The organism is Pseudoalteromonas luteoviolacea, assembly GCF_021654285.1.
GTDB classification, from domain to species: domain Bacteria; phylum Pseudomonadota; class Gammaproteobacteria; order Enterobacterales; family Alteromonadaceae; genus Pseudoalteromonas; species Pseudoalteromonas luteoviolacea_J.
In genome coordinates this window covers 98495-116698 of the sequence record NZ_JAKFZS010000007.1, presented here as the reverse complement: position 1 = coordinate 116698, position 18204 = coordinate 98495, and the positions used below count along the sequence as shown (strand labels likewise).

Genomic DNA, 18204 nt, shown 5'->3' with positions numbered 1-18204 from the left:
TACTTAATCCCAACTACTAGAACAAAGATTCAAAGCTTCCGTCAGGAAACAGAATGCCGGGAATACCTCTGATTGTTCGTACATCAGCTACCAGTTTATCACCAAAATAAAAACCACCCGTATACAAATCTTTCTTTTTCTTGATATCTACCCAATAACCATCTCGTCCTCGAACAATGACATTGATATTACCGACAAGATTTGTCACTGTAATTTCACTCACGTGGCCACCGACAATGATTGCAATATCCGCAGTCGTGAAGTTAGATAAATCCTCTGGCTCTCCAGTCACTTGTATTCTAAGATCTTTACCTCCATTGAGTGACAACTCCAGCTGAGCACCAAAAACCAGATCCATATCTGTTCGTAATGCTAACGGAGAACGTTCATTGGCATATATTCGCAATGGTGTGACTTGATTGTCAGTTGTTAGAACACCATCAACAGAAAGGTAAGGCAAAATAGATTTGGTACTACGAATGCTTAAGTTTTGCCGTGAATAATCTACATCAATGCGCCCAGTTAAAACCGAATTTCCCTGTGAGAGCTTGATGTCCCCCAATGCGTTTGCAACACCAGTGACTTCATCTACCCTGTTGGGGTCAAAGCTCCCCTTACTAACAATTTCAAACTCATCAAAGCTATACTCAAGCTTCGTACCTGGCTTTGATATTTCACCAATACCAAACCCTACAATTTTGTCACCCAGTGCCGGGCTGATCCTCCACTCTGGAACCGTGATATCAACATTCACTTCAAAGCCTTGCCTCACACCTGCCACAATCCACCTAAAGCCTCCCTCAGTTTGATAATCAATATCCAAACCAGGCAGGGTATAATTTCCCGGCACCGAATTTTCAAAAGGAGAAACATGCTTTACAACGTCGCCAATCACTTCAAGGGCAACCAAAAATGCATCTTGAGAATCATCATTAACTAGCTCTTCCACCTCTTCAAGCTTAACTTTCAGGTCTTCACTATATTGCTCATCTTGCAAACGTATAACCCCGATTGCATTTCGTACTTCATTAAGTAAGTCATTGCTATATGGCTCTATTTCTTTGTGTAATTCACGATTTGAATCGACTCTAAGCAGTTCATTTACTTCAATTAATACCTTTTCTGATACGCCTCGATAAAGAGAGTTTGTCTCTTCTGTCGTTAACGTCTCAATTAAGTACTCATTGGCAAGCTCCCTATACGGGCTTAATGCCGCACGATTGCCACTTACCCCCTCCCCGATAGCATTAACAAACAACTCACCATCTTGCTGGTTTTGATTATGCTGATGCATTACATCTATGTAGGTCATTACATTTGATACATATTCAGCTTTTTGCGCACTCTGAATGGTACTTTGTGTCAAGTGGTTATTTGGAGCAGCTGTTAGTGACCAAATTGAGCTATCTAATGTAGAATTGACTAATGCGCTATTAAAACTGGAAAAAAAGACTTGGTTAATGCCTGGCGTGGGTAATACTATCAACTCAAAATGAACTTCTGCATTAATGGGCTCACCAAAGTCGATTTCGTTATTGCCATCCAGATCATTGGGGTCATCTAATAATGAGCGGCCACAACCTGATAGCTTTGGGCATGTCACTGTGTCACTGTTTGGGGTATACATAAAGTTATATTGCCCGTCAACCGAGACTGTCAACGAAAATTGATTCAGTGATTCAACACTATGAGTTTCCTGTGAACTATCACTAAGATTAGTCACCGTTAACTTACCACTTTTATCCACAAAATCCGGCAAATAAAAACGCATATTTGCTTCAAGTTTCTCAGCTATATCATTCCCAAAACCAGGTTGAACGTCAGAAACTTGCGGGGCATCTCCACCACTTCCACCACAACCGGCTATCAATGCCATCAATAAATATAAACCTCTTACTTTTTTCATTATTCTTCTCCTACAACACTAAGCGGATAAACCAATTAATGTTTGCGTAGTGCGCATCATCCAGATCCAAACGGTCTGTCTTGACAGAAAACCCAAAATAGTCGCTGGCAACCCCTACCTCAATAGCTTTAGAGTTTGTTTCATACCCTGAGAATACGCGCCAACTGTCATTAAAGTGATAACTTATATTTCCTTGTATAAAAGTATCTTTATAAAAACGTCGAGTGTTCAAATCGAACGACACTCGTTCATTTAAACGATACTGCACATCAAAGTAATATCTAGCGTCATGTTCAAACGAATAATCTATTTCACGACCAAATGCCGAAGTTCGTAAACGGATGGAGGGAGAGGTCTTAATACTATCGCCTTGTTCAGTAAATGGTACATCTGTGGTTATACCATTTACAAAGCCAACACCTGAATATTGGGTCTCGTTGATTAAGTCTAGTCCTTTGATAGATAAAGTAAGGGCGTCATTTACTTGCCATTTAACTGCCAAATCAACCGAGTACCCCTCACCTTCAGGGTTTTGTTCAGGTGTAAATGACTTAAACAAGATATCTTTTGAGAAGAAATATTGTGTTTGCAATGCCCCCTTTATTTCATCACTAAAAACTGTCCCATCAACTATAGCATCTTGAAAGTGAGCACTTTGATAGTAGATAACTTTCGGTACTACCGTAAGTGTTTCATCAAAGAGGTTAAAGTCATAAGAAAAAAATATACCATGAGAGGTAGATTGCTTGCCCTTTAGATAATAACGATAATTTCTTTCCTCAAATGGCAAATCGTTTTTTTCTAGGTAAGTAAAAAGCGCAGTATCCGGGTCATACTCAAGTGCATAGTTGTATCGGCTCTGAGCACCAACAGCGATACCTTTGTATTTCACTCCAAGTTCAAAGACATTAAATGTAAAAGCGCTATCTCCCGGTTTTAGGGGCTTATCAAACTCATCTAGAAAAGATTTAACGGGCTGTGCTTCTGTATATATTTCTGAATCAAATGTATTTATTACTTCAAAATCATTAGCATAAGTAGAGCTCGTAAAAAATACAGCAAGAAGGAGTACATTTGGCTTTGTCATAGTTATTAGTTCAAAGGCGGTAAAATACCGCCTTCCTTTATTATTGTGGGTAAAGGTTAGTTGATGTTTTGTCCTAAAAAGTCAATATCAGTGTAATCAATTACTTGGCCATCAATATAAGTGACTCTAAATCCATTTGTTATTTCAAGAACATCACCCACCTTAACTGGTGTCGAATCGCTGTATAAAGTTACGTCACCAACTAATGGTCCGTCAGTGTCTAATAAGTTGACATTAAACACATAGCCATTGAACTCATTTAACATTATTTTGGCTAGACCAAGATCGTCATTATCATCTTCATTTTTAAGCTCAAAATCAGCTGTGAATATTAGCTCCGCAGTTGTACCCGAAATAACCACGTTTAAGTTTTCAATCGCATCGCTAACAAACAGTGGGACCGTGTTTCCAGCACTATCTGTTGAGGTTAATTCAGATGAAAGCGTGCCATTAAAGCCATATTGTCCATCAACAAACTCTACGATATTGAATGTTCTAGCACTGGAAGCATCAAAATTTCTTGCATCTTCAATGGTTGTAATACTGCCATCAATAAACACAACTGAGCAGGATGCATTTGGCTGTGCTATTAAATCAAGTGACCAACGTTCACATTCTGCCAAGTCAGGTGATTTAACTAATACCGTTTGTCCGTCAGTTGATTTTAATGTACCTGTCCATGTTAGAATAATTTTACTCGTTGCGCCTGAATTGACTTGTGCATTAGCCAAGATCTCCTCATCACCTTGAGTATTAGTAAGTTCAATTGCGTATGTATCTGTATTGTATCTATACGTCCACTCTGGATAGTTTGGAGCTGTACCAGTATGAGAACCGGAATCCAAGTTTTGGTCCCAAATATCCCTTAACACGTCATAGACAACTTCACCAGCATTAAATACAGCATCAGCACCTTCTCTGGTCACAAAAGCAATTGATGTCATTTTATCTGTGCCTGATTTTCCTCTGGCATTGTCAACCGCAAATGACACATTACTATTTAAAGTACGAATATCTGATTCAGTTGCTTTAAATGTTGTAACACTCTCAGTAATTGTTTGTTGTATTGTCGTTGACTCTGTCACAAACTGCTGGGCTTCTGCTCTTTGCGCATCGGTTGTCGCCAGTGCTAAATATTCTTCAGCACGTGTTTTTGCCAGCTCCACATTACTCAAAATATCTGTAGTCAACGCATTTAGTGTATTAAACTTATCTAAAGCGCTTTGAGAGCTTGTCAATGCAGCTTCTAATGCAACTAGGTCTGTACCCGCTGATGCAAATAAATTAGTCGCGTCTGCCACTTGCGATTGAACATCAACATTTGCAGTATTAAACGTTTGCTCGCTTTCTTTGGCCCGTTCAATAGCCGCTTCAGCAAGCACTTTCGCAGCACTTGATGCATCATCTAACAAGGCAATAGCCTTTTCTCTCTCTGCGTTTGCACCTGCTATCATGCCAGTTACGTTCGAGCTCAGTGAAGCCGTATTGTTAACGAGTGCCTGTGAATCAGTCACTGCAGATTGAGCGTCCGCAGTCAGTGCCAACAGCCCCTCAGCACTTGCTAGAATCTGCCCAACCCTTGAAACCAATACAACAGTTTCTTGTTCTATATTAGAGACAGAGAACTCAGCGATAAAGTCGTCAGCTGCTTTCAAATAGTTCTCTTTTTCTTCTTGAGTCTGCGCAGCTTCTCCTAGTGCTATTACTGCTTGCAAACCGGAAGTCAATTCGTTGTAGGCCTGATTTAAGGAAGTAAGTTGTGTTTGAGATTGACTCAATGAAGCTAAAAGTTCGGTGAGACTATCACTAATCAAACTACTGTCATCCGCATTACATTCATCACCCTCACAGCCTAAATCTTCAACTGCATTTTTTGAGTCTTCTGCGGCGTCTTCAAGTGCGTTTTCATCCGTTGCGCCCGATTCAATAGCTTGATCTCGCGCATCTTTCGCTTTATCAGCAAGATCATTCAATGATTCATCATCAAGCTCAGGAGCCACTTCTTTTAAAGCTGCTTTGATCGCTTCAATATCACCACTTGCTATCGCTACAAATACAGTAGCCGTTTTATTCACTTCTTCTTGAAGAGTAGCGGCGAGTTGAGCTACAGCTGCGTCTTCACTGCCTTTCAGATTTCCATTAGAAACACCTTGTTTCAGAGTCTCAAGTACAGAGCTCAATGAAGAATTTTCACCAGAATTAGAAGCAATGTTTTGCAGCGTAGATGCGACATTTATAAGTGCTAAAGTACCTGAATCAATAGTATCCTCAGACGTTACGTCTGTGAAATCAACGGCACCACCTAAAGATATATCCCCGGATAACAACACCGCATCTTTCGCAGCTTCAGGGCCGAGTAAAATAAGCAAAGTATTCAAACTAGCATTAGCTACAGTTTCAGAGTTTATACCCTCGCCGTCTTGAGATGCTTTTTGTAATAGCTCTGAAGCCAATGTAGTGAAAATTGTGGCATTTGCAGTGTAAGATTTGGTCGTACCTTCGGCACCTCTAGCTTGACGACTTGCTTGCGCTGTAATTTCTTTTACCACATTGAGTGTCAAGTCATCTTGATACCACTCATCAAAGTCAATTTTTGAGTTAGAGTTTGAGTCATTTTCAGAACTCTCTGAGAAATCACCGCAGCCTAGAATCGCATCACACTTGATAAAACCGCTTGCTTTGGTCGTTTTGATGGTAATGTATAACGCACCGCTAAACTGCTGATCTATATAAAAGCCATATGTGCCGTCATCTGCTGTAAGAAGTGACTGAGGGCTCTCGCTTAATATCTGAGATCTAGCGAGTTCAACTGCCACAGCTTCGCTGGTACCCGTTGCTGTTTTCTCTATTGTTCCTAACTCACTTCGAAAGGCAACATCTACCAACTGACCATTTTTTAATTCTTTTACAGTGAGTTCTGCACCTCTAAGTGTCCCTTTAACAGCTTTTCCTGAAATAAAAACATTAAAGTCGATAGAAGCACTACCTTCAATGTTAGATGGCAAAGGCTCCACAGGAACCGTACTTGAAGAATCTTCGCTATCAAAAAGACTACACCCAGTTAACCCAAGTGTTAGTGCGACTGAGACTGAAAGATAGGAACGGTAAATTTTTCTATTCACCACAGGAGGCCTCCTTAAATGCCTTAGAATTTTTCTTTTATACAACATAAGCGTAGTTGCTACAGGCCAAAACTCTAGTGAATTGATTAAATTTTTATCAAAATTTCTTGTTAGTTAATGCACACTTAGAGTGTGCTATTGGGAATGGTATATAGCAAGAAAAGCCCAACTAAAGCCTGTTTCAGAGCAATTTTTAGTTGAAAATATAGGTAAAATTTTCATCAATTCAAAAAAGATAAAATCAAAATATTAATTAAAATTTAACACTTTGATTTACACGAACTACACTAAGCACAGATCCAATAGATACTCTATGCAAGGTTGCATTAAAGACCTGATACAAGAAAAGCCAGCCCGTATCGAAGGTGTTTAAGATCTAACGTTTCGTGTAAAAAATGGGAGGTGAGGCATCCAGCCCGTCACTTGCAGCAGAAAGTACGATCTTCCATTTCATTTGTTCTAGGTTACATGCGCCAACCATAGCTTCAGCTACCCAAAGACCCTGCTCATGCAACTCGAATGAAATTGGAATTTTGCCCATGTACATAGAGACCCCTTCTATGTGTGCCAAGCCCATAGACTGGATTGCATGATTTTTTAAGTACACTTTAAATGACTCCTCGGCTTTCAAGTCCTCTTTAGAAACCCAAAACTCTGTATCTTCCCCCAATCTACAAGGCTCAATTAAAGTGCAATTTTTAGTTTTGACTGAACTTTCACTTTTTTCTGAACTTTCATGTATACTTATATATAGCTCTGAGCAAGACGTAAGTAAATAAATTGAAATTATCAAAGCGAATGTTGAAAAATAGCGCATAATCTAAGCTGACTAGAGTCAAAATTGTGTGCCTATGATACTACGCTTATCAAGCTTTGAGGGCCAGCCAAGGTTAGAATAAATCTCGGTTGAATTGACCGTGGTCATGAAAACTGGACGGTTTTAAACTACCTGCTGAAAACTTGATTGATGTCATGCTTTGGGGTGTTTTAGGTATCTTTTGTTTTGCAAAAAAATTATTATTTCCTTGCAAAAATAAGGGTTTCTCAGGCTTGCTTTGGCTTATTTAGCGTACGCAAAGCGGGACTGTTGAAATATAAAAGAGGGCCTGTTTTACAGGTTAATCATTTCTAAACGCATTAACTGCAGCGGAATCCAGAAAATGAGCCAAACAGTAGCATCACAAACTGAGTACAATTATAAAGTTGTACGCCAATTCGCTATTATGACAGTGATTTGGGGCATCGTTGGCATGGGTGTAGGTGTATTTATCGCAGCGCAACTTGCTTGGCCTGCTTTAAACTTCGACATTCCATGGTTAACTTACTCTCGACTTCGTCCGTTACATACGAACGCTGTTATTTTCGCCTTTGGTACTAGTGCATTATTTGCAACGTCATACTACGTCGTGCAACGCACGTGTCAAACGCGTCTCTTCTCCGACAAATTAGCTTCATTTACATTTTGGGGCTGGCAAGCAATTATTGTTGCAGCCGCGATTACACTACCTTTGGGTATTACAAGCTCTAAAGAATATGCTGAGCTAGAGTGGCCCATTGATATTGCAATTACAGTCGTTTGGGTCACTTACGCAGTCGTCTTTTTCGGCACATTGATTAACCGTAAAGTATCTCATATATATGTCGCAAACTGGTTCTATGCAGGATTTATTATCACTGTTGCTGTCCTTCACATCGTTAACAGTATGGCTGTTCCGGTATCACTTACTAAATCGTACTCAATCTACGCAGGTGCGGTAGATGCAATGGTACAGTGGTGGTACGGTCACAACGCGGTAGGTTTCCTTCTAACCGCTGGATTTTTAGGTATGATGTACTACTTCGTTCCTAAGCAGGCTGGCCGCCCTGTATATTCATATAGATTGTCAGTCGTGCATTTTTGGGCGCTGGTCTCTCTTTACATTTGGGCTGGCCCTCACCATCTTCATTATACAGCTTTACCTGATTGGACGCAGTCGCTAGGTATGGTTATGTCAGTCATTCTATTTGTTCCTTCATGGGGCGGCATGATCAACGGAATTATGACGCTATCTGGCGCATGGCATAAGCTTCGTACTGATCCAGTATTACGTTTCTTAGTTGTTTCCCTGTCTTTCTACGGTATGTCAACATTTGAGGGCCCAATGATGGCAATCAAGTCTGTAAATGCCCTATCTCATTACACTGACTGGACTGTTGGCCACGTTCACTCTGGTGCACTTGGCTGGGTTGCAATGATTTCAATTGGTGCTATCTACCATTTAATCCCTGCATTATTTGGCCACGCAAATATGTATAGCGTGAAACTGGTTAACACACACTTCTGGTTACACACTGTGGGCGTTGTTTTATATATCGTTGCAATGTGGATTTCAGGTGTAATGCAAGGCTTGATGTGGAGAGCTGTCAACTCTGACGGTACATTGATGTACAGCTTTGTGCAATCTCTAGAGGCTTCATATCCATTCTATATCATGCGATTCCTAGGCGGTGTGTTCATCGTAGTCGGCATGCTAGTAATGGCTTATAACGTATACCGCACTGTTACAGCAAAAAGTGGCTCTCTTGCTACTGATGCAAACACGCAAATGGCTTAAGAGGTATCGACTATGAGCAATAATAACTCGACAAATAAACACGAAATAGTAGAAAAGAACGTTGGATTGATGGCGATTCTCACCGTGTTTGCGATTAGCTTCGGTGCATTAGTAGAAATAACGCCACTGATGTTCCAAGATGACACAACAAAGCCAGTTGAGGGGTTACGCCCATTAACCGCACTTGAGATGGAAGGCCGAGATATTTATGTCCGTGAAGGCTGTTACAACTGTCATTCGCAAATGATCCGCCCATTTAGGGATGAAGTTGAGAGATATGGTCACTACTCCGTCGCTGGCGAATCTGTTTGGGACCACCCTTTTCAATGGGGTTCTAAAAGAACTGGACCTGATCTTGCGCGTGTTGGTGGTCGTTACTCTGACGACTGGCATTATGCGCACCTGATCGACCCTCGCTCCGTAGTTCCTGAATCAAATATGCCAGGGTACCCTTGGCTAGAAGAGAACGTACTGGATGGTAAATTAACCGCTAAGAAGCTTGAAGTCTTTAAAAACTTCGGTGTGCCTTACACCGACGAAGATATCAAGAATGCACAGCAAGCAGTCCAAGGCAAAACCGAAATGGAAGCCTTGATCGCTTACTTGCAACAACTTGGCACACATTTGAAGTAATTTATTATGGATTACGGCACATACAGAGGCATTTTAACTCTGGTAATTTTAGTACTGTTCATTGTGATTGTTGTGTGGGCTTACAGCAAACGAACCAAAAGTCGGTTTGATGACGCTGCAAAAGCCATATTCGACGATGAAATAAAACACGACAACACAATTTCAAAAGAGGAAAAGGAGTCTGAAAAATGACTAGCTTTTGGAGTATTTGGGTCATCGTATTGACCTTAGCATGTCTGGCTCTCATTTTTGGCCTGTTAATTTGGAACCTGAAAAACTACACAGGTGTCGAAGAAGGTGCCAGTTGTGGTCATGAGTTTGACGGCATCGAAGAACTAAACAACCCACTGCCAAAATGGTGGACTTACATGTTCTTCGCAACATTCGTTTGGTCTGTGTACTACCTTGCAATGTATCCTGGCTTAGGTAATTTTGCTGGTTTGGCAAAATGGACTAGCTCTAACCAAGGTGTTAAATCATTAGAAGAGTCTAGACAAGCTGTTATAGACGCCAAAGAAAGCGGTCTTTGGGTGAAACTAGACAAAGAGTTTGAAGCCGCAGACGAACGTTTTGGTCCTATCTTTAAAGCGTTTGCAGAGCAAGATGTATTAACACTTGCAAAAGATTCAGACGCGTTGGAAATCGGGCAAAGGCTGTATGCTCAAAACTGTGCACAGTGTCACGGTTCAGATGCGCGTGGTGGCCTTGGCTTCCCTAATCTGACAGACAAAGACTGGTTATATGGCGGTACACCGGATCAAATCAAAGAGACACTGCTAAATGGTCGAGTTGCAGCGATGCCAGGTTGGGAAGCTGCATTAGGTGAGCAAGGCGTAAAAGAAATGACCGCTTATGTACTGAGCCTATCAGGTCGTACAGTAAACCAAAAAGATGCTGACGCTGGTAAAGCTAAATTTGCTATGTGTGCAGCATGTCACGGTGCTGACGGTACTGGCTCTGTCGCACTTGGATTACCATTCGGTGCACCTGATTTGACCGATAATATTTGGCTATACGGTGGCTCAAAACGCGCTGTTGAAGAGTCAATACGTCATGGACGCGCAGGTGTGATGCCGGCATGGAAAGACATTTTAGGTGAAGATAAAGTTCATCTTTTAACTGCCTATGTATATAGCTTATCTCAAGAGAAATAAGCATGGCATAAACATGTAAGCCTCCATAATGGAGGCTTACTTATAGTAACAAACTAACGTAAATTTAATATAAGACTCGCCTAGTTAGGCAGCAAAACAAACAACAATGTAAAGTAGTGAATAATTATGAATCCAACTCCGTGGTATAAGAATTTTTGGCCTTGGTTTTTAATGTTTTTCCCACTCGTCACCATCATTGCGTGCGTATTTTTAGTGACTTATGCTGTTGGTAACGGTCCTGATATGGTCGTCGATGATTATTACAAAAAAGGCAAAGCAATCAACCTCGAGTTGAGCAAATTCAATAAAGCAAAAGCGCTATATCTACATGGCGATTTGATTGTTGAAAATGACAAAATCAGCTTTGATTTCACCAAAGGCGATCGCAGTAATGTCAACGCATTAAAAGTATCGTTTTATCACCGAACAATTAAAGAATACGACTTCTCCACGACCCTACTTGCCAATGCCAGCGGTACATACACCGCGTTGCTCGATAAAGAACACAGCGGCGCATTTACCGTGTTCATTGAACCTATGGACGGCAGTTGGAAAATGAAGGAGAACTTGCAATTACCAACTGATAAGCCTGTTTCTATTACACCTCAATACAAGTAATTCTTATGGCAAAAAGTTGTTTTCATTGCCTTGAAGCTGTCCCTTCAGGATTTCAAGGTGAAGTTGTTTTCGAAGGAATCGCCAATCCAGTCTGTTGCACAGGCTGTCAAGCTGTTGCAGAAACAATCCTTGCGCAGGGAATGAGTGACTATTATAAATTTCGCACAGAGTCCAGCGGCAAAGTTGAAGAGTTAGTACCAGAACAATTAAAAGAACTGCTCAGCTACGATAACAAAGATATTCAAAAAGACTTTGTGGCTGAACAAGGTAATTTGAAAGAAGTATTACTCAGTGTTGAAGGGATCAGCTGTGCAGCATGTGCCTGGCTGATCGAAAAACAGTTACTTGCAATCCCTGGCATTAAACGTGTCGATGTTAATACCTCAACCCATCGAGCGATGATCTTGTGGCAAGATGAAACGACCAAGCTCAGTGAAATCATCGCTGCACTGATGCAAATCGGATACAAAACGTATCCATTCCAAGCAGATGAAGAAGCCGCGCAAAAACAAGCTGCTGCTAAAGCTTATATGCGTCGCTTAGGCGTTGCTGGGCTAATGACTATGCAAGTCATGATGTTCGCTTTTGCCATGTACTTTGGCATGTTTTCAGGTATGGAAGAAGGGTTTGAGCAATATTTCCGCTGGATTAGTTTAATTTTAGCTTCGCCTGTCATTCTCTATTCCGCCCTGCCTTTTTTAACCAATGCAGTAAAAGGCCTTAAAAGCCGCCAACTGAATATGGATCTGCCGGTTTCACTGGCAATTTTTGGCGCATATGGAGCAAGTTGCTATGCGACTGTCATGTCTGTGGGCGAGGTCTATTTTGAGTCCATCTGCATGTTTACTTTTCTGCTCCTACTCGGAAAGTATCTAGAGTTTAGAGCACGAATGAAAGCAAGCGAGTTTACTGCTAACTTGCAAAAACTTTTGCCTCTTACCGCTAGGCGATTATCTGGTACAACAGAGGAAGTCATTGCGGCGAAAAGCCTAACATTAAACGATTTAATCTTGGTTAAACCTGGCGAGACAATTCCCGCCGATGGCATTGTGGTTGATGGTACGAGTACAGTCGACGAATCGATGATGACAGGTGAACATCTCCCGATTAAAAAATTTACCAATCACCAAGTCTATGCAGGCACGCTGAATCACGATGGCGTCATCACTTTAAAAATTAACAAAGTTGGGCAAAACACACTACTCAATCAGATCATTAAGCTTCAACATAACGCTTTAATGAAAAGGCCCAAAATTGTTGAAGTAACCGATAAAGTCGCCCAGTGGTTTGTGGCCTGCTTACTGATCTTTGCCTCCATCACAGCAATTGGTTGGTACCATGTCGAACCCGAGCATGCATTCTGGATCACAATCGCTGTTTTAGTTGCCACCTGCCCATGTGCATTAAGCTTGGCTATCCCTACAGCTTTAACCTGTGCCGTTGCGACACTTACCAGAAAAGGCATCTTGATCAAAGAAGCGCATGTATTAGAAACTGCGCCCAAGGTAAGTCGGTATGCATTTGATAAAACAGGTACCCTTACAGAAGGGCGCTTTACCATTTCGAATGTCACTGTTCTAGATGAGCAATATGCAGAGTCGATGATTTTAGCCCTTGCAAGCGCACTGGAGCGCTATTCCGAGCATCCAATCGCGAAAGCGTTTGCTGACGAAAAAGTCAGCTTTTTAGAGATAAATAAAGCGAAGGTATCAACAGGCCTTGGTGTAAGCGGCCAATTTGAAGGCAAACACATCGCAATTGGCAAACCTAGCTGGTTTGGAAGTCATGCCTCTTTTGCGCAGGCAACCCTATTTGTTGACAAGCGGCCTATCGCGGACTTTTACCTTCAAGATAAAGTACGAACCAGTGCGCCCGAAGTCGTCGAATATTTACAATCTCATCAGCTCACATGCCATATGTTAACCGGTGATAGCTCAAAAGCTGCCAGCGATTTATCTAACGAACTTGGACTTGATTCTTATAAACAAGCGTGTGCACCAAAAGACAAGCAAAATGAAGTTGAACACTGGTCTGATAAAGGTCACATCGTAGCTATGGTTGGCGATGGCGTAAACGATAGCCCAGTATTTAATAGCGCCCACCTTTCTATTGCAATGGAAACTGGCGCAGATATTTCAAAAAACACGGCTGATGTAGTACTGTTAAATAGTGATCTAAATTCACTGAAAACGCTACAAAGTGTGGCCATTAAAACGAAGCAAATCATTAAGCAAAATTTGACGATTTCGCTGCTGTATAACGGCTCTATCTTACCATTAGCTGCACTTGGGCTCGTGCCACCTTGGCTCGCTGTAATTGGCATGTCAGCAAGCTCTATTGTGGTCATTACCAACTCATTAAGGTTATTGAAGCTATGAGTATAATTTATGTATTGATCCCCATCGCTATTTTATTTGTGGTTATCGCCATCGGGGTGTTTTTTTGGGCTGTAAAAAGCGAGCAATTCTCTGATCTAAACAAGCAAGCGCACAGCATTTTGTTTGAAGATGACAAAGAGCAACATAACAAGAGTAATGATGGAAATTAGTTTTGCCAGTGCATTTTTTATGGGACTGATGGGCAGTGGCCACTGCTTAGCTATGTGTGGTGGAATAGCATCAAGCTTACAGCTTGCCCAATCAAAGCAAGCTCCCCTTCTCGTCGCTTTTTTATACAATTTTGGCCGACTTTTAAGTTATGCTACCGCAGGCCTGCTGGTTGCTGCACTGGGCGCATCTTTAGCGAAGCAACACACAGGTTTTGCTATTGCTTTATCCTATTTAAGTGGCGTATTTATGCTGCTCGTTGGCCTATACATTATGCGGCTTGCTGGCACACTAAATTGGCTAGAAAAACTCGGAAACTTTGTAATTTGGCAACGTATAGTCAAGCTAAATAAACACATTTTACCGATTGATACCAAAGCAAAAGCGCTTGCTTATGGCGCTTTATGGGGGTGGCTACCATGTGGCCTTGTATATAGTGCTTTGATATGGAGCCTTCAAGCAAAAAGTGCCCTGTATGGCGCACTTACCATGGTGGCTTTCGCTCTGGGGACCTTTCCTGCATTACTTGTTGCAGGACAATCAGCGCAAATACTCAACAAATTTTTAAACCATACGGTAACGAGAGTGGCACTTGGTAATCTCTTTGTATGGTATGGATTTTATTTGATTATCATCACTAGTAATAAACTAGTAGATTAATCTAGTTTTATGCTTGCTAATATTAGATAATGGCAAGCATAGATTAAGTCCTTAAAAGCAGGAGTTTTTACGGGCTTATTATGGTGAAAATTTCGAAGTACTTAACTTAATAATAATATTTAAGTTTTTGTTTTTGGCAATTTTTGAATTTATTTTTTATGTGCGTCTAAGAGTAATGGATTAATTATGGATTTAAATAATCGCTCCAAAAGTCAGTGTACAATCAGTTGTACAAATTGCAGTATAAGTCAGCTTTGCTTGCCTTATTCACTCAACGGTAATGAGATGGATAAGCTAGATGAAATCATCGAACGAAAGAAACCTTTGCATAAAGGTGACTTCTTATTCGAATCTGGCACAGCACTTCAAGCAATTTACGCCGTTAGATCTGGCTCATTTAAATCTTATACCCTGTCTGAGCAAGGTGATGAGCAAATAACTGGGTTTCACCTCGCTGGTGACTTGGTTGGTTTTGATGCCATCAATAAAATGCAACATCAAAGCTTTGCACAAGCACTCGAAACTTCAATGGTATGTGAAATCCCGTTTGAAACACTTGATGAACTTGCAGGCAAATTACCAAAATTAAGACAGCAGATCATGAGACTGATGAGTAACGAGATCAACTATGATCAAGAGATGCTATTGTTACTCAACAAAAAAACGGCTGAAGAAAGGCTCGCAACATTTATCTTCAACTTGTCTAACCGATTTGGCGAACGTGGTTTCTCTCGTAAAGAGTTCCGCTTTACAATGACACGAGGCGAAATTGGTAACTACCTAGGCCTGACAGTTGAAACTATCAGCCGCCTGTTAAGCCGCTTTCAAAAAGCAGGCTTAATCAAAGTTGAAGGTAAATTCATTACCATTTTAGAACCTGAAGGCTTAGCTGCGGCAGCTGGTATTACTACTTGATCTAAACCAATATTTCTGCCGAATTCGCTTTATACCTTGGCTATATCAGTTACACTCAAAGTATATTGATTAGCCAAGTGCCATAGGAGGCTTTTATGGACAAGATAAAGAGAATCCTCACTGTTATTGACCCCACAAAAGAGCAGCAAAATAGCCTTGAACGCTCTATTAGTCTCGCCCAAAAAACAGGGGCAAAAATAACAGCCTTCCTCTCTATTTATGACTTTTCATACGAAATGACAACCATGCTTTCCAAAGAAGAGCGCGAAGCGATGCGCCTCGCAGTTATTAAAGATAGAGAAGAATGGATAAATATACAGATAGAAAAGTATACCGACTTAGACATCCAAGCAAAGGTGGTATGGCACAACCGACCATATGAAGCAATTATTGAAGAAGTGCTCGACGAGCAATTCGATATCGTTATCAAATCGACACATCAACACGATACGTTAAAATCAGTTATATTTACCCCTACTGATTGGCATCTAATACGCAAATGCCCTACTCCAGTGCTTTTGGTTAAAGATAAAGCCTGGCCAGAGCATGGAGAGATCATCGCAGCGGTTAACTCGGTCAGTGACAATGAGCAACACCAAGAGCTCAACAAACGAATTGTCAAAGACGCCCTGTTTATTTGTGACCTTGCAAATGCGTCATTGAGCTTGGTTAATACCTATCCTGCTACCCCGGTAAACATCGCGATAGAAATTCCTGAATTCAACCCATCGCAATACAGTGAAGCGGTTAAAAAGCATCATGAGGATGAGACATGGTCTTTAGCAAGTAAGTTTAACATAGCAAAAGAGACCTGTATTATCGAAGAAGGTCTACCTGAAGATGTTATCCCTTCTGTTGCAGACAAGAAGTCAGCTGAGCTTGTCGTTATTGGTACGGTAGGAAGAACTGGATTGAGTGCCGCTTTAATTGGTAATACGGCAGAACATGTTATTGATAGCTTAGATTGCGATGTCTTAGCACTCAAACCTGACGGTTACAAAAGCCCTCTGGAAAACTAGCTACTGAAAAGTCCGATATTTAGTATCGGACTTTTCTTCAATGCATCAAGTGCAAGCTTATACGTGCATTAAAAGCTACAGCATAAAGAGATAAACCACTCCAACAAAGCACAACCCAAACAAACATAACATGACGAACCTTAGAAAACGGTTAGACTTGGGCATTTCATATTGTCTAAATGCTTTCAAATTCAAGGCCTCTCTATTTGATAAACCTTTACAATGTGGACACTCATCAAGTTCATCACTCAAAGACACACCACAACGCTCGCATGGTGAACAATCAGAACTTCGATACCAAAACATATTAACCTCTTACCATACTCGACGACGCCAAATGACAGGAAAATTTTACGCAGTTTAGTCCGTTATATTCTCATACTTTAACTAGGTAGTAAAAAAGGGCCAATTGGCCCTTTGAGGAATAACCCAGTGCTCTACTAAAACACTAGTTTTTATAAAAATAGCTGTCTTTCGTGATAGAAATACTGCTATCTTCATTCGCGGAAATAGTAAATTGAATTGGCGTTCGTTTACTTTGAATATCATAGCCAACAGCGGCAATCGTCACAGGGACGAGTAACATCTTACCGCCTTGTATTTCAATCTCTTGCGGGGCTGTTAGTTTAGCGTTATCCAAACCATGGAAGCTTATTTTATATTGCAATGTTTGCTGCGTTTTATTAATGATACTTAACGTGTATGGGTTTTCGACTAACCCTTCGTAATTAACCCTGTAAAGCGCATTACGATCTCGGATCACGGATGCTTCAATTGGCGTGCGATTAAACGCCCAAATTGCCATGGTCGCAAGTATAACCGCAAACAAGCCTGCATAGCCGATAAGCTTGAGCCTGAAAGGGCTAGATGTTTTTCCAGCTGTTTGATTTTCACTAACGTACTGTATTAAACCTATTTGATAACCAAATTTAGACATGGTGTCATCACATGCATCTATACATAATCCACAGTTAATACACTCATATTGAAGGCCATTTCGTATATCTATGCCCGCAGGACACACCTCAACACACAAGTTGCAGTCTACGCAATCTCCAAGCCCTTGTGCTTTGTGATCAGACTTGCGCTTACGTGGCCCACGATTCTCTCCTCGTATTGCATCGTAAGTAACTAACAAGGTATCTTTGTCGAACATAACTGATTGGAAGCGAGAATATGGGCATGCCACATTGCACATTTTTTCTCTTAAAAAACCTGCATTTCCGTAGGTACAAAAAGCAAATAAAAACACCCAGAAACTCACTAAACCAGACCACTCTAAAGTGAACATATCGATATATAAGGTTTTCGCTGGCACAAAATAAGCCATGAAAGAAGTCGCGGTAAATAAAGAAATCAATAACCAAATCGTGTGTTTCGCTGTTTTTCTCAGTGCTTTTTGTGAATTCCAATTCGATTTATCTAGTTTAATACGCTGATTACGAGTTCCCTCAACTCGATGCTCTACCCACGTAAACATTAGCATCCAAATGGTTTGAGGGCAGGTATAGCCACACCAAACTCGGCCCAACCAGTTGGTGACAAAAAATAAACCAAAAGCACCGGCCATAAATACCCAAGCTAAAATCATAAAATCATGCGGCAAAAATGTCTGACTAAATATTCTAAATTGTTGGCTTGAAACATCAAAAAGGACAGCTTGCTGGCCTTTGTAGGGGATCCAAGGAATAGCGATAAATACCAACATCAATATCCAGCCAAGGTTACGACGAATTTTCTGAAAGAACCCTTTTTGTTCTCGGATATAAATTGGCCCTTCTTGCTTGTAGGGCTTAATAATCATATCCTCTTCTTTAATATCAAACTTCATATTACTTGCTTACGGTAAGTGGAACACAAAGAGTGTTTTGCAACTTTCAGACCAAACTGAAAGATATTTAAACATCTGATATTTAATGAATTTAAATTAAACCCATTCTACTTGTACGT

General features: G+C 40.9%; 15 protein-coding genes. 10 read left to right on the top strand and 5 right to left on the bottom strand.

Translation table 11 applies throughout. The features are described 5' to 3' along the window. Positions 1-16: 16 nt before the first annotated feature. From L1077_RS08105 to L1077_RS08090, 4 genes are all read right to left on the bottom strand, one after another. Entirely contained in the window at positions 17-1906 is a 1890-nt protein-coding gene (locus tag L1077_RS08105) for a hypothetical protein (protein WP_237136377.1), read from the bottom strand. Between the two features lie 10 nt (positions 1907-1916). After that, positions 1917-2993 carry a hypothetical protein gene (locus L1077_RS08100; RefSeq protein ID WP_237136376.1) on the bottom strand — a complete coding sequence of 359 codons (1077 nt, stop codon included), beginning with the start codon at positions 2991-2993 and terminating at the stop codon, positions 1917-1919. A 56-nt stretch (positions 2994-3049) separates the two neighbouring features. Next, positions 3050-6115, bottom strand: coding sequence for a hypothetical protein (locus L1077_RS08095; RefSeq protein ID WP_237136375.1), 3066 nt, complete (start codon positions 6113-6115; stop codon positions 3050-3052). A gap of 376 nt (positions 6116-6491) precedes the next feature. Continuing rightward, positions 6492-6722 carry a hypothetical protein gene (locus L1077_RS08090; RefSeq protein ID WP_237136374.1) on the bottom strand — a complete coding sequence of 77 codons (231 nt, stop codon included), beginning with the start codon at positions 6720-6722 and terminating at the stop codon, positions 6492-6494. Between the two features lie 553 nt (positions 6723-7275). Here L1077_RS08090 and ccoN point away from each other — a divergent pair. The 10 genes from ccoN (at position 7276) to uspE (ending at position 16254) form a co-directional block, all read left to right on the top strand. Then, positions 7276-8709, top strand: a complete 1434-nt coding sequence (gene ccoN / locus L1077_RS08085) for a cytochrome-c oxidase, cbb3-type subunit I (protein WP_237136373.1) — start codon at positions 7276-7278, stop codon at positions 8707-8709. A 12-nt stretch (positions 8710-8721) separates the two neighbouring features. Next, positions 8722-9342 (top strand): cytochrome-c oxidase, cbb3-type subunit II, encoded by a 621-nt coding sequence (ccoO, locus tag L1077_RS08080; protein ID WP_237136372.1) that lies wholly within the window; start codon positions 8722-8724, stop codon positions 9340-9342. A 6-nt stretch (positions 9343-9348) separates the two neighbouring features. Beyond that, positions 9349-9534, top strand: coding sequence for a cbb3-type cytochrome oxidase subunit 3 (locus tag L1077_RS08075; protein ID WP_046355371.1), 186 nt, complete (start codon positions 9349-9351; stop codon positions 9532-9534). Further along, positions 9531-10496: a cytochrome-c oxidase, cbb3-type subunit III gene (gene ccoP / locus L1077_RS08070; RefSeq protein ID WP_237136371.1), complete on the top strand. Its 966-nt coding sequence runs from the start codon at positions 9531-9533 to the stop codon at positions 10494-10496. Before L1077_RS08075 ends, ccoP begins: the two co-directional genes overlap by 4 nt. Before the next feature lie 126 nt (positions 10497-10622). Continuing rightward, positions 10623-11114 (top strand): FixH family protein, encoded by a 492-nt coding sequence (locus L1077_RS08065; RefSeq protein ID WP_063359914.1) that lies wholly within the window; start codon positions 10623-10625, stop codon positions 11112-11114. 5 nt (positions 11115-11119) lie between these two features. After that, positions 11120-13492: a heavy metal translocating P-type ATPase gene (locus tag L1077_RS08060; protein ID WP_237136370.1), complete on the top strand. Its 2373-nt coding sequence runs from the start codon at positions 11120-11122 to the stop codon at positions 13490-13492. Further along, on the top strand, positions 13489-13662 hold the full coding sequence (gene ccoS / locus L1077_RS08055) for a cbb3-type cytochrome oxidase assembly protein CcoS (protein ID WP_063359916.1): 174 nt from the start codon (positions 13489-13491) through the stop codon (positions 13660-13662). The genes L1077_RS08060 and ccoS overlap by 4 nt, the downstream gene beginning before the upstream one ends. After that, positions 13649-14320 (top strand): sulfite exporter TauE/SafE family protein, encoded by a 672-nt coding sequence (locus L1077_RS08050; RefSeq protein WP_237136369.1) that lies wholly within the window; start codon positions 13649-13651, stop codon positions 14318-14320. The genes ccoS and L1077_RS08050 overlap by 14 nt, the downstream gene beginning before the upstream one ends. Positions 14321-14506: 186 nt before the next feature. Beyond that, positions 14507-15235: an FNR family transcription factor gene (locus L1077_RS08045; protein ID WP_063359918.1), complete on the top strand. Its 729-nt coding sequence runs from the start codon at positions 14507-14509 to the stop codon at positions 15233-15235. A gap of 95 nt (positions 15236-15330) precedes the next feature. Then, on the top strand, positions 15331-16254 hold the full coding sequence (gene uspE / locus L1077_RS08040) for a universal stress protein UspE (RefSeq protein WP_237136368.1): 924 nt from the start codon (positions 15331-15333) through the stop codon (positions 16252-16254). A 448-nt stretch (positions 16255-16702) separates the two neighbouring features. On the opposite strand, the gene ccoG is transcribed toward uspE, so the two are convergent. Further along, positions 16703-18085, bottom strand: coding sequence for a cytochrome c oxidase accessory protein CcoG (gene ccoG, locus L1077_RS08035; protein ID WP_237136367.1), 1383 nt, complete (start codon positions 18083-18085; stop codon positions 16703-16705). Between the last annotated feature and the right edge of the window lie 119 nt (positions 18086-18204).